Genomic DNA, 22,079 nt, shown 5'->3' with positions numbered 1-22,079 from the left:
ATGGCGCGTACCAGACCTTCTTGTAGGACATTTCATGCGTATTAAAGTGCATTGCCAGAACCGCATCGGCATCCTGCGCGACATTCTCAACCTGCTGGTGGAGTACGGCATCAACGTCGCCCGCGGTGAGGTCGGTGGCGAGCATGGCAATGCCATCTATCTGCACTGCCCGAACCTGATCAACCTGCAGTTCCAGGCCCTGCGGCCGAAATTCGAATCGATCGCCGGGGTGTTCGGGGTCAAGCGCGTCGGCCTGATGCCCAGCGAGCGTCGGCACATGGAGCTCAATGCCTTGCTCGGCGCACTGGATTTCCCGGTGCTGTCGATCGACATGGGCGGCTCCATTGTGGCTGCCAACCGCGCTGCGGCGCAGCTGCTCGGGGTGCGTGTCGACGAGGTGCCGGGCATTCCGCTGTCGCGTTATGCCGAGGATTTCGACCTGCCGGAGCTGGTGCGGGCGAACAAGTCGCGTATCAACGGCCTGCGGGTCAAGGTCAAGGGCGATGTGTTCCTCGCTGATATTGCGCCGCTGCAGTCCGAGCACGACGACAGCGAAGCCCTGGCCGGTGCGGTGTTGACTCTGCACCGCGCCGACCGCATAGGCGAGCGCATCTATAACGTGCGCAAGCAGGAGCTGCGTGGCTTCGACAGCATCTTCCAGAGTTCGCGGGTGATGGCTGCGGTGGTGCGCGAAGCGCGGCGCATGGCGCCGCTGGATGCACCACTGCTGATCGAAGGCGAGACCGGTACCGGCAAGGAGTTGCTGGCCCGTGCCTGTCACCTGGCCAGCCCCCGTGGCCAGGCGCCGTTGATGGCGCTCAACTGCGCCGGCTTGCCCGAGTCCATGGCCGAGACCGAACTGTTCGGTTACGGCCCGGGGGCGTTTGAAGGCGCGCGGGCCGAGGGCAAGCTGGGGCTACTGGAACTGACGGCAGGCGGCACGCTGTTCCTCGATGGCGTCGGTGAGATGAGTCCTCGCCTGCAGGTAAAACTGCTGCGTTTTCTGCAGGACGGCTGCTTTCGTCGGGTAGGCAGTGATGAAGAGGTGTACCTGGATGTGCGGGTCATCTGTGCCACCCAGGTCGATCTGTCCGAGTTGTGCGCCCGTGGCGAATTCCGCCAGGACCTTTACCACCGCCTCAACGTGCTGTCGCTGCATATTCCGCCGCTGCGCGAATGCCTGGATGGCTTGCCGCCGCTGGTCGAGCACTTTCTTGACCAGGCCAGCCGGCAGATCGGTTGCCCGCTGCCCAAGCTTGCGCCAGCGGCCATGGAGCGTTTGAGCCAGTACCACTGGCCGGGCAACGTGCGGCAACTGGAGAACGTGCTGTTTCAGGCCGTGTCGCTATGTGACGGCGGGGTGGTCAAGACTGAACATATTCGCCTGCCGGACTACGGCGGCCGGCAACCCTTGGGCGAGTTTTCCCTTGAGGGCGACCTGGGGCAAATAGTCGGGCGTTTCGAGAAGGCAGTACTGGAGCGCTTGATGAGCGAATTTCCCAGCAGTCGGGCGCTGGGTAAACGCTTGGGAGTTTCCCACACCACTATTGCCAACAAGTTGCGTGAACATGCAGTCGGCAAAACGGATTAATTAATCTGGCGTTAATAAAGTATGGGTAATACAGGCAGGTTATTAGTTGCAGGTGTACTGTCCAAATAATGCAGCGCGCCTCGTTGAATGCCAACCGAGGCGCTGCAGGCGGTCAACCCGTTGGATCAACCGTTCGAGCACCCGTTACCCATCACCCGGTACTCGAGAATGTGGCGCTTGCCCTGGGAATCTTCGTAGGTCATGCGCGCCGGGACCACTTCGCAGACATTCGGCACTTCGCTCATGGAAATGACCTTGGCGATGTCCAGATGTTGCGAGTAACTGTACTGTTCAACCGGAATCTGCTCGGCGCCGCCATTTGCAACTTCGTCGGCCATCGCCACGCTGCAAAGACTACCCAGTGCCAATACCAGTAAAGCTTTCATCTTCATTTTTACCTGTCTGAGGTCGTAAGGGGGCACGTAGCGCTTGTGGCGCCGCGTGTACAGCAGGATCAACTATCACGATTATTTGCCGATTAACTTCCCTTCGTGGGGGGCTACAAGAAAGTTAATCGTGGTGCCGTTGCTGGCGAGGTGAATTCTAGGAGTGCGGCCTGCGCTTAAACAGCCACGGTTTTGATAAACACTGTTGGCAGAAACTGTAACAATCGCCTGGCAGACTGCCGGGTAATTTTATTTTTTCGCCGTGCAGACCCGGCCTTGAGCCTTCGCGGTTTGTCGCAGGGAGAAAAGACGAGGGCGTTACTACCAACGTCGAATGGCCGGCGCAGTCTGGTACAGTTACAACGAGGTCATACAAAAACAACTATTACACCGAGGTAACAAAGATGAGTGCGGCTCCCCTGTATCCCGTTCGTCCCGAGGTTGCGGCCAAGACGTTGACCGACGAGGCGACCTACAAGGCCATGTACCAGCAGTCGGTGATCAACCCGGACGGCTTCTGGCGCGAGCAGGCTCAGCGCCTCGACTGGATCAAGCCTTTCACCAAGGTCAAGCAGACCTCCTTCGACGACCACCATGTCGATATCAAATGGTTTGCTGACGGCACTCTGAACGTTTCCTACAACTGCCTGGACCGCCATCTGGCCGAGCGCGGCGATCAAGTCGCGATCATCTGGGAAGGCGACGACCCTTCCGAACACCGCAACATCACCTACCGTGAACTGCACGAGCAAGTGTGCAAGTTCGCCAACGCCCTGCGTGGCCAGGATGTGCACCGCGGTGACGTGGTCACCATCTATATGCCGATGATCCCCGAGGCCGTGGTCGCCATGCTGGCGTGCGCCCGCATCGGTGCGATCCACTCGGTGGTGTTCGGCGGCTTCTCGCCCGAGGCACTGGCCGGGCGCATAATCGACTGCAAGTCGAAGATCGTCATCACCGCTGACGAAGGTCTGCGTGGCGGTCGTCGCACCGCACTCAAAGCCAACGTCGACCTGGCCCTGACCAACCCCGAAACCAGCAGCGTGCAGAAGATCATCGTCTGCAAGCGCACCGGTGGCGACATCGCCTGGCACCAGCACCGCGACATCTGGTACGAAGACCTGATGAAGGTTGCTTCCAGCCACTGTGCGCCGAAGGAAATGGGCGCCGAAGAAGCGCTGTTCATCCTCTACACCTCCGGTTCCACCGGCAAGCCCAAGGGCGTGCTGCACACCACCGGCGGCTACATGGTCTACGCCGCACTGACCCATGAACGGGTGTTCGACTACCGTCCGGGCGAAGTCTACTGGTGCACCGCCGACGTCGGCTGGGTCACCGGCCACAGCTACATCGTCTACGGCCCGCTGGCCAACGGCGCGACCACCGTGCTGTTCGAAGGCGTGCCGAACTATCCGGACATCACCCGCGTGTCGAAGATCATCGACAAGCACAAGGTCAACATCCTCTACACCGCGCCGACCGCCATCCGCGCGATGATGGCTGAAGGTCAGGCTGCCGTCGCCGGTGCCGATGGTTCCAGCCTGCGCCTGCTGGGCTCGGTGGGCGAGCCGATCAACCCGGAAGCCTGGAACTGGTACTACCACACCGTCGGCAAGGAGCGTTGCCCGATCGTCGACACCTGGTGGCAGACCGAAACCGGGGGCGTGCTGATCAGCCCGCTGCCAGGCGCTACCGCGCTCAAGCCGGGTTCGGCGACCCGTCCGTTCTTTGGTGTGGTGCCGGCCCTTGTGGATAACCTTGGCAACCTGATCGAAGGCGCCGCCGAAGGCAACCTGGTGATCCTCGATTCCTGGCCGGGCCAGTCGCGCTCGCTGTACGGTGACCACGACCGCTTCGTCGACACCTACTTCAAGACTTTCCGCGGCATGTACTTCACGGGTGACGGTGCCCGTCGCGACGAAGACGGCTACTACTGGATCACTGGCCGCGTCGATGACGTGCTCAACGTCTCCGGCCACCGCATGGGTACCGCCGAGATCGAAAGTGCCATGGTCGCCCACCCGAAAGTCGCCGAGGCCGCAGTGGTTGGCGTGCCGCACGACATCAAGGGGCAGGGCATCTATGTCTACGTCACCCTCAATGGTGGCGTCGAGCCAACCGAGCAACTGCGCCTGGAGCTGAAGAACTGGGTGCGCAAGGAAATCGGCCCGATTGCCTCGCCGGATGTCATCCAGTGGGCGCCCGGCCTGCCGAAAACCCGCTCGGGCAAGATCATGCGCCGCATCCTGCGCAAGATCGCCACGGCCGAGTACGACGGCCTGGGTGATATCTCGACCCTGGCCGATCCGGGTGTGGTGCAGCACCTGATCGATACCCACAAGGACATGAGCAAGGCTTCGGCCTAAAGGTATCGCGGGGCAAGCCCGCTCCTGCACAGCGATCGGGTCCACGCAAAGCCCTGCCGGGTTACTCCGGCGGGGCTTTGTGCTTTCTGTTACTTCGACAATCATCGGTAACCCTTCTGTCACCGCTTTCGCACAAAAGCGGGGCATTGCGAAACGCCACCGTACGTTTTCAGGGCATTTCAGCCACCCGTTTTCGCCTGCTGAAACGCTGCGCTTGCCGGATTAGAAGGCTTTGCCAATAATAGGCCCGCTTATTGCTTGATTGATTGGTTATTTGTCTTTTGCTTTTGCATATTCCGTGAAAGCTGTCAATATCTGCGCCCCCGCGTTCCTGCGCTTCTGTAACTAGTTGTCGCATTGAAGAAATATCGGCTTCGGAGCTGTCGTTAAAATGCCGATCACTCGCTCGTCGCGTCTGCTTCAATGCCGACCCTGCGCAGCTCGCGTTGTACCCATTCGCATATCGGGCAGTTCTCAACCCTGCCTCGTATTGCCCTTTACCGATGGAGTTCCAGATGAAGAAACTCGCACTGCTTGGCGCCCTGGCGCTGTCCGTGTTTTCCCTGGCAGCGCTGGCTGATGAGAAACCGTTGAAAATCGGGATCGAGGCCGCCTACCCACCGTTCGCTTTCAAGCAGCCTGATGGCAGCATCGCCGGCTTCGACTACGACATCGGTAATGCCCTGTGCGAAGAAATGAAGGCCAAGTGCACCTGGGTCGAGCAGGAGTTCGACGGCCTGATCCCGGCACTGAAAGTGCGCAAGATCGACGCCATCCTGTCGTCCATGTCGATCACCGACGATCGCAAGAAGTCCGTCGACTTCACCGGCAAGTACTACCTGACCCCGGCACGCCTGGTGATGAAGGAAGGTACTGCCGTCAGCGAAGGCCTGACTGAGCTCAAGGGCAAGAAGATCGGCGTGCAGCGCGGCTCGATCCACGATCGCTTCGCCAAGGAAGTGTTCGGTGCGCAAGGCGCCACCATCGTTCCTTACGGCACCCAGAACGAAATCTACCTGGACGTCGCCGCTGGCCGTCTGGATGGCACCGTCGCCGATGCTACGCTGTTGGAAGACGGTTTCCTGAAGACTGATGCCGGTAAAGGCTTCGCCTTCGTTGGCCCATCGTTCACCGACGCCAAGTACTTCGGTGACGGCATCGGCATTGCCGTGCGCAAAGGCGACAAGGCCAACCTGGATCGCATCAACGCTGCCATCGCGGCCATCCGTGCCAACGGCAAGTACAAGCAGATTCAGGACAAGTACTTCAACTTCGACATCTACGGCCCAGACGCCAAGTAAATCGTCGACGTTTCACCTGTTCAATGGTGCAAGCAGCAGAGACTCTGAGGTTTGCACCATTTTTTCATCCCTAAGGTCGAGGACCTCATCATGTTGAAAGGCTACGGGGCAGTCATCCTCGACGGAGCGTGGCTGACGCTACAGCTCGCCTTGTCGTCCATGGCCCTGGCCATCGTGCTCGGTCTGATCGGTGTGGCGCTGCGTTTGTCGCCAGTGCGCTGGCTGGCCTGGCTCGGCGATCTGTATTCCACCGTGATCCGCGGGATTCCCGATCTGGTTCTGATCCTGCTGATTTTCTACGGCGGCCAGGATCTGCTCAATCGCGTCGCGCCGCTACTGGGCTTTGACGACTACATCGACCTCAATCCGCTGATGGCGGGTATCGGCACCTTGGGCTTCATCTTTGGTGCCTATCTGTCGGAAACCTTCCGCGGGGCGTTCATGGCCATTCCCAAGGGGCAGGCCGAAGCCGGCATGGCCTATGGCATGAGCAGCCTGCAAGTGTTCTTCCGGGTGCTGGTGCCGCAGATGATTCGCCTGGCGATCCCCGGCTTCACCAACAACTGGCTGGTCCTGACCAAGGCAACCGCACTGATTTCGGTAGTGGGCCTGCAGGACATGATGTTCAAGGCCAAGCAGGCGGCCGATGCCACCCGCGAACCTTTCACCTTCTTCCTGGCGGTAGCGGCGCTGTACCTGGTGATCACCAGTGTTTCGCTGCTGGCCCTGCGTTACCTCGAGAAGCGCTACTCGGTTGGCGTAAAGGCGGCTGATCTATGATTTTCGACTACAACGTCATCTGGGAAGCGCTGCCGCTGTACCTGAGCGGCCTGCTGACCACCCTCAAGCTGCTGGCGCTGTCGCTGCTGTTCGGTTTGCTGGCGGCGATCCCGCTGGGCCTGATGCGGGTCTCCAAGCAGCCTTTGGTGAACATGAGCGCCTGGCTCTATACCTACGTGATCCGCGGCACGCCGATGCTGGTGCAGCTGTTTCTGATCTACTACGGCCTGGCCCAGTTCGAAGCGGTGCGTGAAAGCTTCCTCTGGCCGTGGCTGTCCAGTGCAACCTTCTGTGCCTGCCTGGCCTTTGCCATCAACACCAGCGCCTATACCGCCGAGATCATCGCCGGCAGCCTCAAGGCCACGCCCCATGGCGAGATCGAGGCGGCCAAGGCCATGGGCATGTCGCGGGTCAAGATGTACCGCCGCATCCTCCTGCCATCGGCCCTGCGCCGGGCGCTGCCGCAGTACAGCAACGAAGTGATCATGATGCTGCAGACCACCAGCCTGGCGTCGATCGTCACCCTGATCGACATCACCGGTGCGGCGCGCACGGTCAACGCCCAGTACTACCTGCCGTTCGAGGCCTACATCACGGCCGGAGTGTTCTACCTGTGCCTGACCTTCATTCTGGTGCGCCTGTTCAAGCTGGCTGAGCGCCGCTGGCTGGGCTACCTGGCGCCGCGCAAGCACTGACGGCCTGCGCCCACTTTTTCGCCCTGAGCGTTAGCTCAAGACTGACTGCTTTGTGAGAATCGACAGCATGTACAAACTCGAAATCCAAGACCTGCATAAACGCTACGGCAGTCACGAAGTGCTCAAGGGCGTGTCCCTGGCGGCCAAGGCAGGCGACGTGATCAGCATCATCGGCTCCAGCGGTTCGGGCAAAAGTACCTTCCTGCGCTGCATCAACCTGCTCGAGCAGCCGCACGCGGGCAAGATCCTGCTCAACAACGAAGAGTTGAAGCTGGTAGCCAACAAGGATGGCGCGCTCAAGGCCGCCGATCCCAAGCAGCTGCAGCGCATGCGTTCGCGCCTGTCGATGGTGTTCCAGCACTTCAACCTGTGGTCGCACATGACCGCGCTGGAAAACATCATCGAAGCGCCGGTGCACGTGCTCGGCATGTCGAAGAAAGACGCCCTGGAAAAAGCCGAGCACTACCTGGCCAAAGTCGGTGTCGCCCACCGCAAGGACGCCTATCCTGGGCATATGTCCGGTGGTGAGCAGCAGCGCGTGGCGATTGCCCGGGCGCTGGCCATGGAGCCGGAAGTGATGCTGTTCGACGAGCCGACCTCGGCGCTCGACCCGGAGCTGGTTGGCGACGTGCTCAAGGTCATGCAGTCGCTGGCACAGGAAGGCCGGACCATGGTCGTGGTCACCCACGAAATGGGCTTTGCCCGTGAGGTGTCGAACCAGCTGGTGTTCCTGCACAAGGGCCTGGTGGAAGAGAGCGGCAACCCGCGCGAAGTGCTGGTCAATCCGCAGTCGGAACGTCTGCAGCAGTTCCTCTCGGGCAGCTTGAAGTAAGATTGCCGCTTTGCACCAAAATGGGTCATGCTGCGTATCAAGCGCAGCCTGACCAGGCTCTAACTTCTTGACCTCTCTCAGGTTTCGGACCGCATCCCATGACCACCCAGCGAATCGGTTTTCTCATCTGGCCCAGCACCAAAGCCCTGACCCTGGCGCTGGCCGAGGAGGTGTTGCGGGTAGCACAGAAGGTTCATCCGGAAGTGGTCTACGAGTTGTCCTTCCTGCAGGCCGAAGCGCCTGGCGAGGGTGCCTGGCGCCTGCCGGGCGAGCCGTGGGCGGGCAAGCTCGAAGGCTGTCAGAAGCTGTTCCTGCTGGCGGACGAGCCGCCGCAGGCCGTGGCCTCGAGCCTGGCCAGCGCACTCAAGCAACTGGTGCGTGCCGGTTGCGTGGTCGGCGGCTTGTCGGCGGGGGTCTATCCGTTGGCGCAACTGGGCCTGCTCGATGGTTACCGGGCCGCAGTGCACTGGCGCTGGCAGGATGATTTCGCCGAGCGTTTCCCCAAGGTCATCGCCACCAGCCACCTGTTCGACTGGGACCGCGACCGCCTGACAGCGTGCGGCGGCATGTCGGTGATCGACCTGTTGCTGGCGGTGCTGGCCCGCGATCACGGTGCCGAGCTTGCCGGTGCGGTGTCGGAAGAACTGGTGGTCGAGCGGATTCGCGAGGGCGGCGAGCGCCAGCGCATTCCGCTGCAGAACCGCCTGGGCTCCAGCCACCCGAAGCTGACCCAGGCCGTGCTGCTGATGGAAGCCAATATCGAAGAGCCGCTGACCACCGACGAGATCGCCCAGCATGTATGCGTCTCGCGCCGCCAACTGGAGCGGATCTTCAAGCAGTACCTCAATCGCGTGCCGAGCCAGTATTACCTGGAGCTGCGGCTGAACAAGGCCCGGCAGATGCTGATGCAGACCAGCAAGTCGATCATCCAGATCGGCCTCTCTTGCGGGTTTTCTTCCGGGCCGCATTTCTCCAGCGCCTATCGCAACTTCTTCGGTGCCACGCCGCGCGAAGATCGTAACCAGCGACGAAGCAGCAGCCCGTTCGAACTGTCTTCGGTACCCGCCGAGCGCGGTTGATTTTTGATCGCGGGGCAAGTCGGGTCGCCGCGATCGAACCGCCCATACAGAATCTCCCGCATATTCCCTGCAGCGTTTAAACTGCGCCTTTGCGACCCTATTTGTCGCATTGCCGTAAGCCTTGGTAAAACAGGGTTTGGCGCTATAAGAAGTTGTCGCTTGGCGGCAAGGTCAGGCGCCGATCTGTCCTTACAATCCCCCCATCGCTCGCCAGTTCCAGGCAGGCGTTCCTCTTCAGGAGACTCCGATGTCCGCTCCGCAAGCTCCGGTGCACCGCGCCGATTTCGATCAAGTGATGGTCCCCAACTATGCACCGGCGGCTTTCATTCCCGTCCGTGGAGCGGGCTCCCGCGTGTGGGATCAGGCGGGCCGCGAGCTGATCGATTTCGCCGGCGGCATCGCCGTAAACGTGCTTGGCCATGCGCATCCGGCGCTGGTTGGCGCCCTGACCGAGCAGGCCAACAAACTGTGGCACGTGTCCAACGTGTTCACCAACGAGCCGGCCCTGCGCCTGGCGCACAAGCTGGTCGACGCGACCTTTGCCGACCGTGCGTTCTTCTGCAACTCCGGTGCCGAAGCCAACGAGGCCGCATTCAAGCTGGCCCGTCGTGTCGCCCACGACCGTTTCGGCCCTGAGAAGCACGAAATCATCGCCACCGTTAACAGCTTCCACGGTCGTACCCTGTTCACCGTCAGCGTCGGCGGCCAGCCGAAATACTCCGACGGTTTCGGGCCGAAAATCACCGGCATCAGCCACGTGCCGTACAACGACCTGGAAGCGCTCAAGGCACAGATCTCCGACAAGACCTGTGCTGTGGTCATCGAGCCGATCCAGGGTGAAAGCGGCGTGGTCCCGGCTGACGTTGCCTACCTGCAAGGCGCCCGCGAGCTGTGCGACAAGCACAACGCGCTGCTGATCTTCGACGAAGTGCAGACCGGCGTTGGCCGTACTGGCTCGCTGTTCGCCTACCAGCACTACGGCGTGACCCCGGACATCCTCTCCAGCGCCAAGAGCCTGGGCGGCGGTTTCCCGATCGGCGCCATGCTGACCACCGAAGACCTGGCCAAGCACCTGGCCGTCGGCACCCACGGCACCACCTACGGCGGCAACCCGCTGGCTTGTGCGGTGGCCAACGCCGTGCTGGATGTGGTCAACACCCCTGAAGTGCTGGCCGGCGTCAAGGCCAAGCACCAGAAGTTCAAGGCGCGCCTGGAGCAGATCGGCGAGAAGTACGGCCTGTTCACCCAGGTACGTGGCGTTGGCCTGCTGATCGGTTGCGTGTTGTCTGAAGCCTGGAAGGGCAAGGCCAAGGACGTCTTCAACGCCGCCGAGAAAGAAGGCCTGATGGTCCTGCAAGCCGGCCCGGATGTCGTGCGTTTCGCCCCGAGCCTGGTGGTCGAAGATGCCGACATCGACGAAGGCCTGGATCGTTTCGAGCGTGCCGCGGCAAAACTGACTCAGGCCTGATTCACGCCTGCAGTCCTGTCATCGGCCCTGCGGGGCCGGTGATACCGAATTCCAGAGCAGGTGCCTGCGGGCGCCTGCTGTTTTTATCTGAGCCGGCGGATGTCGGCCTGTATACCCGAAAGGAGTGACACCATGCTGGTGATGCGCCCCGCGCAAATGGCTGATCTGGGCGAAGTGCAGCGTCTTGCCGCAGACAGCCCCATTGGTGTCACGTCCTTGCCGGATGATGCCGGTCGCCTGAGCGACAAGATTGCCGCTTCGGAAACCTCCTTCGCCGCTGAAGTCAGCTTCAACGGTGAAGAGAGCTACTTCTTTGTTCTCGAAGACAGCAGCAGCGGCAAGCTGGTCGGCTGCTCGGCCATCGTTGCCTCGGCCGGCTATTCCGAGCCGTTCTACAGCTTTCGCAACGAGACCTTCGTGCATGCGTCGCGCGAGCTGAAGATCCACAACAAGATCCACGTCCTCTCGCAGTGCCACGACCTGACCGGCAACAGCCTGCTGACCAGCTTCTACGTACTGCCGGAACTGGTCGGCAGCGGCTGGGCCGAGCTCAACTCCCGTGGCCGCCTGCTGTTCATGGCCGCCCACCCGGAGCGCTTTGCCGAATCGGTGGTGACCGAGATTGTCGGCTACAGCGACGAGCATGGTGATTCGCCGTTCTGGGACGCCATCGGGCGCAACTTCTTCGACCTCAACTACGCCGAGGCCGAGCGCCTGTGCGGCCTCAAGAGCCGGACCTTCCTGGCCGAGCTGATGCCTCATTACCCGATCTACGTGCCTCTGCTGCCGGACGCCGCGCAGGAGGCCATGGGCCAGGTGCATCCGCGGGCGCAGATCACCTTCGACATCCTGATGCGCGAAGGCTTCGAGACCGATCACTACATCGACATTTTCGACGGCGGCCCGACCCTGCATGCGCGGGTTTCCGGGATACGGTCGATTGCCCAGAGCCGGGTGATGCCGGTCAAGCTGGACGACTCTGCCAGCAAGGGCGGGCGCCCGTACCTGGTCAGCAATGGCCAGTTGCAGGACTACCGCGCAGTGCTGCTGGAGCTCGACTGGGCCCCCGGTAAGCCGGTCAGCCTCAGTCTTGAAGCCGCCGAAGCCCTGGGCGTCGGCGAAGGCGCCAGCGTGCGTCTGGTCGCGGTTTGATCCCTGCGGTTCGATAATCGAGCACCCAGGTCGAGTTTTGCGGCAGGCCAAAGGCCGCCGCCCGAGGAGATAGCATGATCGTTCGTCCCGTACGCAGCAGCGATTTACCCGCGCTGATCGAGCTGGCGCGCAGCACCGGCACCGGCCTGACCACCTTGCCGGCCAATGAACAGCGCCTGTCGCACCGGGTCGGCTGGGCCGAGAAAACCTTCCGTGGCGAAGCCGAGCGCGGCGATGCCGACTACCTGTTCGTGCTGGAAAACGACGAAGGCGTGGTGGTGGGTATCTCTGCCATCGCCGGCGCGGTCGGCCTGCGTGAGCCCTGGTACAACTACCGGGTCGGCCTGACCGTCAGCGCTTCCCAGGAGCTGAACATCTACCGGGAAATTCCCACCCTGTTCCTGGCCAACGACCTGACCGGCAACTCCGAACTGTGCTCGCTGTTCCTGCGCGCCGATCACCGCAGTGGCCTCAATGGCCGCCTGCTGGCCAAGGCGCGGTTGCTGTTTATCGCCGAGTTCCCGGAGCTGTTCGGCAACAAGATCATTGCCGAAATGCGCGGTATGTCCGACGAGCAGGGTCGTTCGCCGTTCTGGGAAAGCCTGGGCCGGCACTTCTTCAAGATGGAATTCAGCCAGGCCGACTACCTGACCGGTGTCGGCAACAAGGCCTTCATTGCCGAGCTGATGCCCAAGTTTCCGTTGTACACCTGCTTCCTCTCGGAAGCGGCGCGCAACGTCATTGGCCGGGTGCACACCGACACAGAGCCTGCGCTGGCGATGCTCAAGAGCGAAGGTTTCAGCTACCAGGGCTATGTCGATATCTTTGACGCAGGCCCTGCGGTGGAGTGCGAGACCGCCAAGATTCGTGCGGTGCACGACAGCCAGGCACTGGTGCTGGCTGTTGGCACTCCAGGCGACGATGCCACCCCATTCATCATCCACAACCGCAAGCGTGAAGACTGCCGCATTACTGCCGCACCGGCGCGCCTTGCTGCCGGCACCCTGGTGGTCGATCCTCAGACCGCCAAACGCCTGCGCCTGAGCGCTGGTGACCAGGTGCGTGCGGTACCACTGTCTGCTGCCCGGGAGGCCAAATAATGACGACTCACTTTATCGCCGGCAGTTGGCAGGCAGGGCAGGGCGAAGCGCTGCAATCACTTAACCCGGTCAGCCAGCAGGTTGTCTGGCAAGGCCAGGGCGCCAACGCCGGGCAGGTCGACAGTGCGGTCAAGGCCGCGCGCCAGGCCTTTGCCGGCTGGGCGCTGCAGTCGCTGGAAGCGCGCATCAGCGTGCTTGAAGCCTTTGCCGCGGCGCTCAAGGCCAATGCCGACGAGCTGGCGCGCTGCATCGGTGAAGAAACCGGCAAGCCGCTGTGGGAAGCCGCCACCGAAGTGACCAGCATGGTCAACAAGGTAGCGATTTCGGTACAGAGCTACCGCGAACGCACCGGTGAAAAGAGCGGCCCGCTGGCCGATGCCACCGCCGTGCTGCGCCATAAGCCTCACGGTGTGGTTGCAGTGTTCGGCCCGTACAACTTCCCCGGCCACCTGCCCAACGGGCATATTGTCCCGGCGCTGCTGGCCGGTAATACCGTGGTGTTCAAGCCCAGCGAGCTGACTCCGAAAGTCGCCGAGCTGACGGTCAAGTGCTGGATCGACGCCGGCCTGCCGGCAGGCGTGCTCAACCTGGTCCAGGGCGCCCGCGAAACCGGCGTGGCCCTGGCTGCCAACCCGGGCATCGACGGTTTGTTCTTCACCGGCTCCAGCCGCACTGGCAACCTGCTGCACCAGCAGTTCGCCGGGCGCCCGGACAAGATCCTGGCCCTGGAGATGGGCGGCAACAACCCGCTGGTGGTCGACGAGGTCAAGGACCTTGACGCTGCGGTGTACACCATCATCCAGTCGGCGTTCATTTCCGCCGGCCAGCGCTGCACCTGCGCGCGCCGCCTGCTGGTGCCGCAAGGCGCCTGGGGCGATGCGCTGCTCAAACGCCTGGTCGAAGTGAGCAAGAACATTACGGTCGGTGCCTTCGACCAGCAGCCGGCGCCGTTCATGGGCTCGGTGATTTCCCTGGGCGCGGCCAAGGCACTGCTCGATGCTCAGGCGCACCTGCTCGGCAACGGCGGCGTGTCGCTGCTGCCAATGACCCAGCCGCAAGCCACCGCTGCCCTGTTGACCCCGGGCATCATCGATGTCAGCGCAGTCGCCGAGCGCCTGGACGAAGAGTTCTTCGGCCCGCTGCTGCAAGTGATTCGCTACAGTGATTTCGATGCGGCCATCGCCGAGGCCAACAACACCCAGTACGGCCTGGCCGCCGGCCTGTTGTCCGATTCCCACGCGCGCTATCAGTACTTCTGGCTGCAAAGCCGCGCCGGCATCGTCAACTGGAACAAGCAACTGACCGGCGCCGCCAGCAGCGCGCCATTCGGTGGCGTGGGCGCCAGCGGCAACCACCGCGCCAGTGCCTATTACGCGGCTGATTATTGCGCTTACCCGGTAGCCTCGCTGGAGACCGCCAGCCTGACCCTGCCTGCGACACTGACGCCCGGCGTCTCCCTATAACAAAAGGTCCACGGAGCCTTGCCGATGAAATCGTTTGAAGTGAATTTTGATGGTCTGGTCGGACCGACGCACAACTACGGCGGGCTGTCGTACGGTAACGTTGCTTCGCAAAGCAACAGCCAGCAGGCATCCAACCCGCGTGAAGCGGCGCGTCAGGGCCTGGCGAAGATGAAGGCGTTGATGGAGATGGGCTTCCAGCAAGGCGTACTGGCCCCGCAGGAGCGCCCGGACGTGGCAGCACTACGTCGCCTGGGTTTCACTGGAACCGACGCACAAGTGATCGAGCGTGCCGCCAAAGAGGCCATGCCGTTGCTGGTCGCCAGCTGCTCGGCCTCGAGCATGTGGGTGGCCAACGCCGCCACTGTCAGCCCCAGTGCCGACACTGCGGACGGTCGCGTGCACTTCACCGCCGCCAACCTCAACTGCAAGTACCACCGCAGCATCGAGCACCCAACCACCAGCCGCGTGCTCGGCGCCATGTTTGCCGATAACAAGCATTTTGCCCACCACGCCGCTTTGCCGGCGGTAGCGCAGTTTGGTGACGAAGGCGCGGCCAACCACACACGTTTCTGCCGCAGCTACGGCGAGGCCGGTGTCGAGTTCTTCGTCTACGGCCGCAGCGCCTTCGACACCCGCTACCCGGCGCCACAGAAGTACCCGGCACGCCAGACGCTTGAGGCGTCGCAAGCCGTCGCACGCCTGCACGGCCTGAGCGAGGAGGGCGTGGTGTTCGCCCAGCAGAACCCGGCGGTGATCGACCAGGGCGTGTTCCACAACGACGTGATCGCGGTAGGTAACGGCGAAGTGCTGTTCTACCACGAGGACGCCTTCCTCGAGACCGAGGCGATGCTTGGCCAACTGCAGGCTAAACTGGCTAAACGAGGCGGCAACTTCAAGGCAATCTGCGTACCGCGCTCGGCTGTAACGGTAGAGGACGCGGTGCGTTCGTACCTGTTCAACAGCCAGTTGCTGTCTCGCGCCGATGGTTCGATGCTGCTGATCGTGCCGGAAGAGTGTCGCAACAACGAGCGGGTCTGGGCCTATCTGTCGTCCTTGACCCGCTCGGGCGGGCCGGTCGGCGAGGTCAAGGTCTTCGACCTCAAGCAAAGCATGCAGAACGGTGGCGGGCCGGCGTGCCTGCGCTTGCGTGTGGCATTGAAAGAAACGGAACTGGCGGCGGTCAATCCAGGCGTTATCATGACCGCACCGCTGTACGACACCTTGACCCAATGGGTCGACAAGCACTACCGCGATCGCCTGAGCGAAACCGACCTGGCCGATCCGCAGCTGTTGCTGGAATGTCGTACGGCACTGGATGAACTGACCCAGATCCTCAAACTGGGTTCGGTCTATCCGTTCCAACTCCAACCTTGAGAGAGAATTCGACTATGTCCGACGCCCTGCAGCTGATCCTTGAAGATGAAGCTGGTACCCAGCTGGAAACTTCCTGCACCCGCTTTGCGGTGGTCTGGCAAGGCAAGGAGGTATGGATTCAGCAGGATGGCCGTGGTCAGCTGCTGATCGGCGTCGACGTTGAAGAAGACGACACCGAGTACGCCAACCTGCTGCTGCGCCCGCTGGCCACCAACCTGGTGAGCCTGCAGCTGGAAATGGAACCGGCTGATGCCGGCGACGACGATGATCACGTCCATGGTCCCGATTGCGGCCACCATCACTAAGGAATAGCCCATGCTCGCCCTCGGCAAACTGCTTGAACTGACCCTGGCCGGTCGTGAACCGGCAGAGAAGACCCAGCTGACTGTCGAAGGCGTACGCATGCGCTGGCTCGGCGAGGGCGCCCTCGAAGTGCGCCCGCCCGATGCCCTTGACAATGGCCTGGACCTGCTGCTGTCGGCGGGTATCCATGGCAACGAAACCGCACCGATCGAGCTGCTTGACCGGTTGCTGCACGACATTGCCCGCGGCGATCTCAAGCCGCGCGCGCGTATTCTGTTCCTGTTCGGTAACCCTGACGCAATCCGCCGCGGCGAGCGTTATATCGAGCAAGACGTCAACCGCCTTTTCAATGGTCGCCACGATCAGACCAGCGGCCCCGAGGCCCTGCGCGCCTGCGAGCTGGAGCGCCTGGCGGCGACTTTCTTCAGTGTGCCTGATCGCACCCGTCTGCATTACGACCTGCACACCGCCATTCGCGGTTCGAAGATCGAGCAGTTCGCGCTCTATCCGTACAAGGAAGGCCGCCAGCATTCGCGCCGCGAACTGGCGCGCCTGAGCGCGGCCGGCATGGAGGCGGTGCTGCTGCAGAGCAAGGTGTCGATCACCTTCACGGCCTACACCTATGAGCAACTGGGGGCCGAAGCCTTTACCCTGGAACTGGGCAAGGCGCGGCCGTTCGGAGAGAACGGCGCGGTCAACGTCGATCGCCTGGAAACCCGCCTCAAACAGATTATCGATGGCACCGAACCCGAGCCGCCTGAGGCCCTGGATGGATTGAAACTGTTCAGCGTGGCGCGCGAGATCATCAAGCACAGCGAGCATTTTCGCCTGAACCTGCCGGCCGATGTCGAGAACTTTTCGGAGCTCGAACCCGGCTATCTGCTGGCCGAGGATATCGCCGATACCCGCTGGATTGTCGAAGAGCAGGGCGCGCGCATCATCTTCCCCAACCCGAAAGTCAAGAACGGCCTTCGGGCGGGTATTTTGATCGTGCCCGCGTCAGATCAGGGCCTTGCTTGAGTTGGGCACGTTTTAACTTAAAAGTGAATTCGCGGAGCCAGGCCCAGCTCCAGGCGCAAGGCATTTTCCGTAAAGGGCGCTGGGTTGGTACGCAGGGCAGGGGTATCGGCGGACAAGCCGAAATCAAAAGGCCTATGGCTGGTGATAATGCCGATGGCCTGCAGTTGCGAATTAGCTACCTCCTGTTGCTTGCCGGCTCGTGTGGTGATCATTGAGGTGCCTGGGAAAACCGAGCCGGTGAGGGAGTTCCAGGCATTGCACAGGCAACGATAGAAATCCAGCAGGGGCAGGTCGTCGGAAGCTGGCCCTGCAGGGTTGAAGTGCAGTTTTCCGCCAGCGTCGCCAATGCCCGGATCGCCGTTAGGTGCAACGAAATGATCACCGAAACTGTCATCGAAATCCATGTCGGGCTCATAGCCCGAGGGTAAATGGTTCAGGATTTCGTCCACCGTGATCGAGGGTCTGTTGTCCAGTGCCGACAGCAGCTGTCTTCCCGTGCTGGTCTTGCGCAGCAGGTCAAGGTGGTCGGCGACCAGGCGTTGAAAGCGTGAGTCCCCTTGTGGGCGGATACTGTTATTGCCCAGGGCCGCATGTTCAGGGCTTACCGGTTGGCTGAAGCGGCTGTCGCCGGGCAGGTTGCGGGCGTAGAAGATCTCACTGCCTGCGCTGCCCAGCAGGATGTTGCCGTCGATACGGTTTTCTCCTGAGCCCGTTTCGATGTAGGTAAGCCCTGTGCCGAGGACAATACGATTGTTGCCGGCCCCGACGTAGATTTTGCTGTCGCCGCTGCCCGTTTCGATATGGTTGTTGCCATTACCCGCATTGATAATGACTTGGTGATGCACGTCTTCAGTGATCCAGATCCTGCTGCCAGCGTTTTGAGTGCGCAGGACCAGTATTTGATCGTCGTTCATCGCCAGGACAAATCTGGTCGTGCCGATGACAGCTTGCAGGTTGCAGTCCAGGGTTGAAATTTCAATATTTTCAGCAGGTGACCGGACCTGTATATCCACCTGACTTGTGTGAGGGGCGCTGGTTTTCGAGTGCTTGAAGTGTTCCGAGGTGACGGTGACATTGCTGTCCTCATGCAGCAGGATCACTTGACGGACCGCGCCAGGATCCGGGTCATCGTCATACTGGAAGTGGGCATAGCCCGAGCCGCGCCCGGTGAGGTAGTAAGTCGGATTGGGGTTGGTTAAGTTGTACATGTCCACTCCATTGGGCGTTGGGAAAACGTCAGGCTATGGAGGTTTGAACATGTCCGGGCACTACATATTTATGCATCTGTGCGCAAGGCGGGGAGGCTGCCAGGCCCATCGCTGAGCGGTGCCACGGGCCCAAGAACCGGCCGCAGCGGTGCGGCCGGCGCTGGTGATGCAGGACTAGATTGCGCGTTTTTGCGCTACTTCGTTACGGCGTAACGCACGCAACTTCTGCAAGGTATCGGCGCAAGTTTTCGCCGCTTCCACGCCCTTGACCAGGAAGTGTTCGAAGTAGAAGTTCTGGTGCTCGTCGCCGGCATGGAAGTGGTGCGGGGTCAGCACTACCGAGAACACCGGCACTTCGGTTTCCAGTTGCACCTGCATCAGGCCGCTGATCACCGACTGGGCGACGAACTCGTGGCGGTACAGGCCGCCATCGACCACCAGCCCGGCAGCAACGATGCCAGCGTAGCGGCCGCCACGGGCCAGCAGCTTGGCGTGCAGGGGGATCTCGAAAGCGCCGCCGACTTCGAAGAAGTCGATGTCGCTGGGCTGATAGCCTTGTTTACCCATTTCCTCGACGAATGCCTTGCGCGCCTGGTCGACAATGTCTTTGTGCCAGCAAGCCTGGATGAAGGCGATGCGCTCGTGGGAAGGGTTCTTGCTATCGATTGCGGTAGGTTGCATTGAAACGGACTCCTGTTTGTATGAGAAACAGGGCGCTGGATCGAAGGGGATTTCGCCGTGCAGGTGCAAAGCGACAGGCGCGGCTGCGCCTATCCCGTTCTCTCTTTATCCGGACTATGACCGTCGGCCCCGGAATCACACCGGGTCTGCTGACCTTACAGGCTGGCCTGCAAGCGCTCGCGGGCTATGCGCATTGCGCGCAATTACCGCCGGTGGGGAATTGCACCCCGCCCTGAGAACGTTGCCACCGGTATCGGCGGCGGGGAATTATTAGCACAGATGTCAGGTAAACGTATAGGCTGCTAACGGTTTTTTCCGGATGAACGACATTTCATCAGGGAAACCTTGCCAATTGTTTTATACGGCCCCAGTAATACCGTGTCACCAGATCACAACAGGCCCTGAGAGGCCGGGCAGGGTGCCAGCGAGCGGTTTTTCGCTGACGTTGTCGTTGCAGGCCGTCCAATTGACGGTTTCTATAGCATAAACACACTGCACCCGAGCCTAAGGCCCGATATAATGCGGCCCTTTGCCGTCGTTTCGTCAATTTGACGCAAGCATTTGCCTTAAGGCCGCCGTTTCCGTGGAAGAACCTATGAAAAGCGCAGAAATCCGTGAAGCCTTCCTTCGCTTCTTCGAAGAGCAGGGACACACCCGAGTTGCCTCCAGCTCCTTGATTCCGGGCAACGACCCGACCCTGCTGTTCACCAACGCGGGGATGAACCAGTTCAAGGACTGCTTCCTTGGCCAGGAAAAGCGCGCCTACACCCGCGCGACCAGCAGCCAGAAATGCGTGCGCGCCGGTGGCAAGAACAGCGACCTGGAAAACGTCGGCTACACCGCCCGTCACCACACCTTCTTCGAAATGCTGGGCAACTTCAGCTTCGGTGATTACTTCAAGAAGGACGCGATCACCTACGCCTGGACCTTCCTGACCAAGGTGCTGAGCCTGCCGGAAGAGAAACTCTGGGTCACCGTCTATGCCAGCGACGACGAGGCATACGACATCTGGACCAAAGAGATCGGCGTACCGGCCGAGCGCATGGTGCGCATTGGCGACAACAAGGGCGCGCCCTACGCCTCCGACAACTTCTGGACCATGGGCGATACCGGCCCGTGCGGCCCTTGCACCGAGATCTTCTATGATCACGGCGCCGACATCTGGGGCGGCCCGCCCGGCTCGCCGGAAGAAGATGGCGACCGTTACATCGAGATCTGGAACAACGTTTTCATGCAGTTCAACCGCACTGCCGATGGCGTGCTGCACCCGCTGCCTGCACCGTCGGTGGATACCGGCATGGGCCTGGAGCGCATCAGTGCGGTCATGCAGCATGTGCACTCGAACTACGAGATCGACCTGTTCCGCAACCTGCTCAGCGCTTCGGCCGCCGCCATCGGCTGCGCCAATGCCGAGCAGTCGTCGCTCAAGGTGGTCTCCGACCACATCCGTTCCTGCAGCTTCCTGATTGCCGACGGCGTACTGCCGTCCAACGAAGGCCGCGGCTACGTCCTGCGCCGCATCATCCGTCGCGCCTGCCGCCACGGTAACAAGCTGGGCGCCACCGGCAGCTTCTTCTACAAGATCGTCGCCGCCCTGGTCGCCGAGATGGGCGAAGCCTTCCCCGAGCTCAAGCAGCAGGCCAACATCGAGCGCGTGCTCAAGGCTGAAGAAGAGCAGTTCGCCAAGACCCTGGAGCAGGGCCTGAAGATCCTCGAGCAGGACCTGGCCGAGCTCAAGGGCAGCGTGGTGCCGGGTGACGTGGTGTTCAAACTGTACGACACCTATGGCTTCCCGATGGACCTGACCGCCGACATCGCCCGCGAACGTGAGCTGACCATCGACGAAGCAGGCTTCGAGCGCGAGATGGAAGCCCAGCGTGAGCGTGCCCGCTCCGCCAGCGCCTTCGGCCTGGACTACAACACCCTGGTCAAGGTCGACGTGGCCACCGAGTTCACCGGCTACAACGCCACCGAAGGCAGCGCCAGCATCGTTGCTCTTTATAAGGACGGCAAGGTTGTCGAGCAGCTGGGCGAAGGCGAGGAGGGCGTGGTCATCCTCGACCGCACGCCGTTCTACGCCGAGTCCGGTGGCCAGGTGGGCGACACCGGCTACCTGCAGGCCGACAACGTGCGCTTTGACGTGCGCGACACCACCAAGACCGGCGGCGCCTTCCTGCACCACGGTGTGGTGGCCAGCGGCACCCTGACTGTCGGCACCCAGGTGCAGACCCGGGTCGATGCCGACGTCCAGCACGCCACCTCGCTGAACCACTCCGCCACCCACCTGCTGCACGCTGCGCTGCGCCAGGTGCTGGGCGATCACGTACAACAGAAGGGCTCGCTGGTCGATAGCCAGCGCCTGCGCTTCGACTTCAGTCACTTCGAGGCGGTCAAGCCAGAGCAGCTCAAGGCCCTGGAAGACATCGTCAACCGCGAAGTGCGCAAGAACTCCGAGGTGAAAACCGAAGAGACCGATATCGAAACCGCCAAGCAGAAGGGCGCCATGGCGCTGTTCGGCGAGAAGTACGGCGACAGCGTGCGGGTGCTGAGCATGGGCGGCGATTTCTCCGTCGAGCTGTGCGGCGGTATCCACGCCAAGCGTACCGGTGATATCGGCCTGCTCAAGATCATCAGCGAAGGTGGCGTGGCCTCCGGCGTACGCCGGATCGAAGCGGTCACCGGCGCTGCCGCACTGGCTTACCTGAACGCTGCCGAAGAGCAGCTCAAGGAAGCCGCGCAACTGGTCAAGGGTAGCCGCGAAAACCTGATCGACAAGCTCTCGGCAGTGCTGGAGCGCAACCGCCAGCTGGAAAAACAGCTGGAGCAACTGCAGGCCAAGGCTGCCAGCGCTGCTGGCGACGACCTGTCCAGTGCAGCCGTCGAGGTCAAGGGCGTGAAAGTCCTGGCCGCGCGTCTGGATGGCCAGGATGGCAAGGCGCTGCTGGCGCTGGTCGATCAACTGAAGAACAAACTCGGCCGCGCAGTGATCCTGCTCGGCAGTGTCCATGAGGAAAAGGTCGTACTGGTTGCCGGTGTGACCAAAGACCTGACTGGCCAACTCAAAGCCGGTGATTTGATGAAGCAAGCCGCTGCCGCGGTGGGTGGCAAGGGCGGTGGTCGTCCGGACATGGCGCAAGGTGGTGGCGTAGACACCGCCGCGCTGGACAGCGCGCTGGCCCTGACCGTGCCATTCGTGGAGCAGGGCGTTTAAGGCGTACATCGGCCCGCCGTCCAGTGGCGGGCCATGGCGTCGTTTGAATGTTTATTGGGTGCCCTTCAT

Annotated in this window: 18 protein-coding genes and 1 riboswitch; of the genes, 15 read left to right on the top strand and 3 right to left on the bottom strand. The window is 61.8% G+C overall.

Going from position 1 to position 22,079, the window contains the following annotated elements; translation table 11 throughout:
- Positions 1-34 precede the first annotated feature (34 nt).
- Positions 35-1,591 (top strand): sigma-54-dependent transcriptional regulator, encoded by a 1,557-nt coding sequence (locus BLR26_RS22670; RefSeq protein WP_093385747.1) that lies wholly within the window; start codon positions 35-37, stop codon positions 1,589-1,591.
- Between the two features lie 125 nt (positions 1,592-1,716).
- On the opposite strand, the gene BLR26_RS22665 is transcribed toward BLR26_RS22670, so the two are convergent.
- On the bottom strand, positions 1,717-1,977 hold the full coding sequence (locus tag BLR26_RS22665; protein WP_045200148.1) for a DUF2790 domain-containing protein: 261 nt from the start codon (positions 1,975-1,977) through the stop codon (positions 1,717-1,719).
- 404 nt (positions 1,978-2,381) lie between these two features.
- Between BLR26_RS22665 and acs the strand changes: the two genes are divergently transcribed.
- The 13 genes from acs (at position 2,382) to astE (ending at position 16,910) form a co-directional block, all read left to right on the top strand.
- A complete protein-coding gene (acs, locus tag BLR26_RS22660) occupies positions 2,382-4,343 on the top strand; it encodes an acetate--CoA ligase (RefSeq protein ID WP_045200150.1) in 1,962 nt (653 codons plus the stop codon).
- Between the two features lie 515 nt (positions 4,344-4,858).
- Positions 4,859-5,644, top strand: a complete 786-nt coding sequence (locus BLR26_RS22655; RefSeq protein ID WP_045200152.1) for an ABC transporter substrate-binding protein — start codon at positions 4,859-4,861, stop codon at positions 5,642-5,644.
- 90 nt (positions 5,645-5,734) lie between these two features.
- On the top strand, positions 5,735-6,424 hold the full coding sequence (locus tag BLR26_RS22650; RefSeq protein WP_045200553.1) for an ABC transporter permease: 690 nt from the start codon (positions 5,735-5,737) through the stop codon (positions 6,422-6,424).
- Positions 6,421-7,119: an ABC transporter permease gene (locus tag BLR26_RS22645; RefSeq protein WP_045200154.1), complete on the top strand. Its 699-nt coding sequence runs from the start codon at positions 6,421-6,423 to the stop codon at positions 7,117-7,119. The genes BLR26_RS22650 and BLR26_RS22645 overlap by 4 nt, the downstream gene beginning before the upstream one ends.
- Before the next feature lie 67 nt (positions 7,120-7,186).
- On the top strand, positions 7,187-7,951 hold the full coding sequence (locus BLR26_RS22640) for an ABC transporter ATP-binding protein (protein ID WP_045200156.1): 765 nt from the start codon (positions 7,187-7,189) through the stop codon (positions 7,949-7,951).
- 98 nt (positions 7,952-8,049) lie between these two features.
- On the top strand, positions 8,050-9,030 hold the full coding sequence (gene argR, locus BLR26_RS22635) for a transcriptional regulator ArgR (protein ID WP_010226652.1): 981 nt from the start codon (positions 8,050-8,052) through the stop codon (positions 9,028-9,030).
- A gap of 247 nt (positions 9,031-9,277) precedes the next feature.
- Entirely contained in the window at positions 9,278-10,498 is a 1,221-nt protein-coding gene (locus BLR26_RS22630; protein WP_093385742.1) for an aspartate aminotransferase family protein, read from the top strand.
- A 132-nt stretch (positions 10,499-10,630) separates the two neighbouring features.
- The gene (gene aruF / locus BLR26_RS22625; protein ID WP_045200162.1) at positions 10,631-11,650 is read left to right on the top strand and encodes an arginine/ornithine succinyltransferase subunit alpha; all 1,020 of its coding nucleotides are present in this window, start codon (positions 10,631-10,633) and stop codon (positions 11,648-11,650) included.
- Positions 11,651-11,724: 74 nt separating this feature from the next.
- Positions 11,725-12,750, top strand: coding sequence for an arginine N-succinyltransferase (astA, locus tag BLR26_RS22620; RefSeq protein ID WP_093385737.1), 1,026 nt, complete (start codon positions 11,725-11,727; stop codon positions 12,748-12,750).
- Positions 12,747-14,213, top strand: coding sequence for a succinylglutamate-semialdehyde dehydrogenase (gene astD / locus BLR26_RS22615; protein ID WP_176794339.1), 1,467 nt, complete (start codon positions 12,747-12,749; stop codon positions 14,211-14,213). Before astA ends, astD begins: the two co-directional genes overlap by 4 nt.
- A 24-nt stretch (positions 14,214-14,237) precedes the next feature.
- A complete protein-coding gene (astB, locus tag BLR26_RS22610) occupies positions 14,238-15,587 on the top strand; it encodes an N-succinylarginine dihydrolase (protein WP_093385733.1) in 1,350 nt (449 codons plus the stop codon).
- A 14-nt stretch (positions 15,588-15,601) separates the two neighbouring features.
- On the top strand, positions 15,602-15,892 hold the full coding sequence (locus BLR26_RS22605; RefSeq protein ID WP_093385728.1) for a topoisomerase II: 291 nt from the start codon (positions 15,602-15,604) through the stop codon (positions 15,890-15,892).
- Positions 15,893-15,902: 10 nt separating this feature from the next.
- Entirely contained in the window at positions 15,903-16,910 is a 1,008-nt protein-coding gene (astE, locus tag BLR26_RS22600) for a succinylglutamate desuccinylase (RefSeq protein ID WP_045200172.1), read from the top strand.
- Between the two features lie 17 nt (positions 16,911-16,927).
- Here the strand turns inward: astE and BLR26_RS22595 are convergent, their stop codons facing one another.
- Entirely contained in the window at positions 16,928-18,118 is a 1,191-nt protein-coding gene (locus BLR26_RS22595; RefSeq protein ID WP_093385723.1) for a M91 family zinc metallopeptidase, read from the bottom strand.
- Between the two features lie 174 nt (positions 18,119-18,292).
- Positions 18,293-18,799, bottom strand: coding sequence for a 6,7-dimethyl-8-ribityllumazine synthase (locus BLR26_RS22590; protein ID WP_045200175.1), 507 nt, complete (start codon positions 18,797-18,799; stop codon positions 18,293-18,295).
- A gap of 92 nt (positions 18,800-18,891) precedes the next feature.
- A riboswitch (FMN riboswitch) is annotated at positions 18,892-19,043 on the bottom strand.
- A gap of 351 nt (positions 19,044-19,394) precedes the next feature.
- Here BLR26_RS22590 and alaS point away from each other — a divergent pair.
- Positions 19,395-22,010, top strand: coding sequence for an alanine--tRNA ligase (gene alaS, locus BLR26_RS22585; protein WP_093385718.1), 2,616 nt, complete (start codon positions 19,395-19,397; stop codon positions 22,008-22,010).
- The last annotated feature ends 69 nt before the right edge of the window (positions 22,011-22,079 follow it).

The organism is Pseudomonas sp. UC 17F4 (assembly GCF_900101695.1).
In the GTDB taxonomy this organism is placed as follows: Bacteria; Pseudomonadota; Gammaproteobacteria; order Pseudomonadales; family Pseudomonadaceae; genus Aquipseudomonas.
The sequence above is the reverse complement of the archived record's forward strand: the minus strand, read 5'-3'. Positions and strand labels throughout refer to the sequence as shown.

What these genes read in the sequence shown, in the direction of transcription:
- BLR26_RS22670 (WP_093385747.1), top strand. Translation starts at nt 35, where the DNA reads ATGCGTATTAAAGTGCATTGCCAGAACCGCATCGGCATCCTGCGCGAC.
- BLR26_RS22665 (WP_045200148.1), bottom strand. Translation starts at nt 1,977, where the DNA reads ATGAAAGCTTTACTGGTATTGGCACTGGGTAGTCTTTGCAGCGTGGCG.
- acs (WP_045200150.1), top strand. Translation starts at nt 2,382, where the DNA reads ATGAGTGCGGCTCCCCTGTATCCCGTTCGTCCCGAGGTTGCGGCCAAG.
- BLR26_RS22655 (WP_045200152.1), top strand. Translation starts at nt 4,859, where the DNA reads ATGAAGAAACTCGCACTGCTTGGCGCCCTGGCGCTGTCCGTGTTTTCC.
- BLR26_RS22650 (WP_045200553.1), top strand. Translation starts at nt 5,735, where the DNA reads ATGTTGAAAGGCTACGGGGCAGTCATCCTCGACGGAGCGTGGCTGACG.
- BLR26_RS22645 (WP_045200154.1), top strand. Translation starts at nt 6,421, where the DNA reads ATGATTTTCGACTACAACGTCATCTGGGAAGCGCTGCCGCTGTACCTG.
- BLR26_RS22640 (WP_045200156.1), top strand. Translation starts at nt 7,187, where the DNA reads ATGTACAAACTCGAAATCCAAGACCTGCATAAACGCTACGGCAGTCAC.
- argR (WP_010226652.1), top strand. Translation starts at nt 8,050, where the DNA reads ATGACCACCCAGCGAATCGGTTTTCTCATCTGGCCCAGCACCAAAGCC.
- BLR26_RS22630 (WP_093385742.1), top strand. Translation starts at nt 9,278, where the DNA reads ATGTCCGCTCCGCAAGCTCCGGTGCACCGCGCCGATTTCGATCAAGTG.
- aruF (WP_045200162.1), top strand. Translation starts at nt 10,631, where the DNA reads ATGCTGGTGATGCGCCCCGCGCAAATGGCTGATCTGGGCGAAGTGCAG.
- astA (WP_093385737.1), top strand. Translation starts at nt 11,725, where the DNA reads ATGATCGTTCGTCCCGTACGCAGCAGCGATTTACCCGCGCTGATCGAG.
- astB (WP_093385733.1), top strand. Translation starts at nt 14,238, where the DNA reads ATGAAATCGTTTGAAGTGAATTTTGATGGTCTGGTCGGACCGACGCAC.
- BLR26_RS22605 (WP_093385728.1), top strand. Translation starts at nt 15,602, where the DNA reads ATGTCCGACGCCCTGCAGCTGATCCTTGAAGATGAAGCTGGTACCCAG.
- astE (WP_045200172.1), top strand. Translation starts at nt 15,903, where the DNA reads ATGCTCGCCCTCGGCAAACTGCTTGAACTGACCCTGGCCGGTCGTGAA.
- BLR26_RS22595 (WP_093385723.1), bottom strand. Translation starts at nt 18,118, where the DNA reads ATGTACAACTTAACCAACCCCAATCCGACTTACTACCTCACCGGGCGC.
- BLR26_RS22590 (WP_045200175.1), bottom strand. Translation starts at nt 18,799, where the DNA reads ATGCAACCTACCGCAATCGATAGCAAGAACCCTTCCCACGAGCGCATC.
- alaS (WP_093385718.1), top strand. Translation starts at nt 19,395, where the DNA reads ATGAAAAGCGCAGAAATCCGTGAAGCCTTCCTTCGCTTCTTCGAAGAG.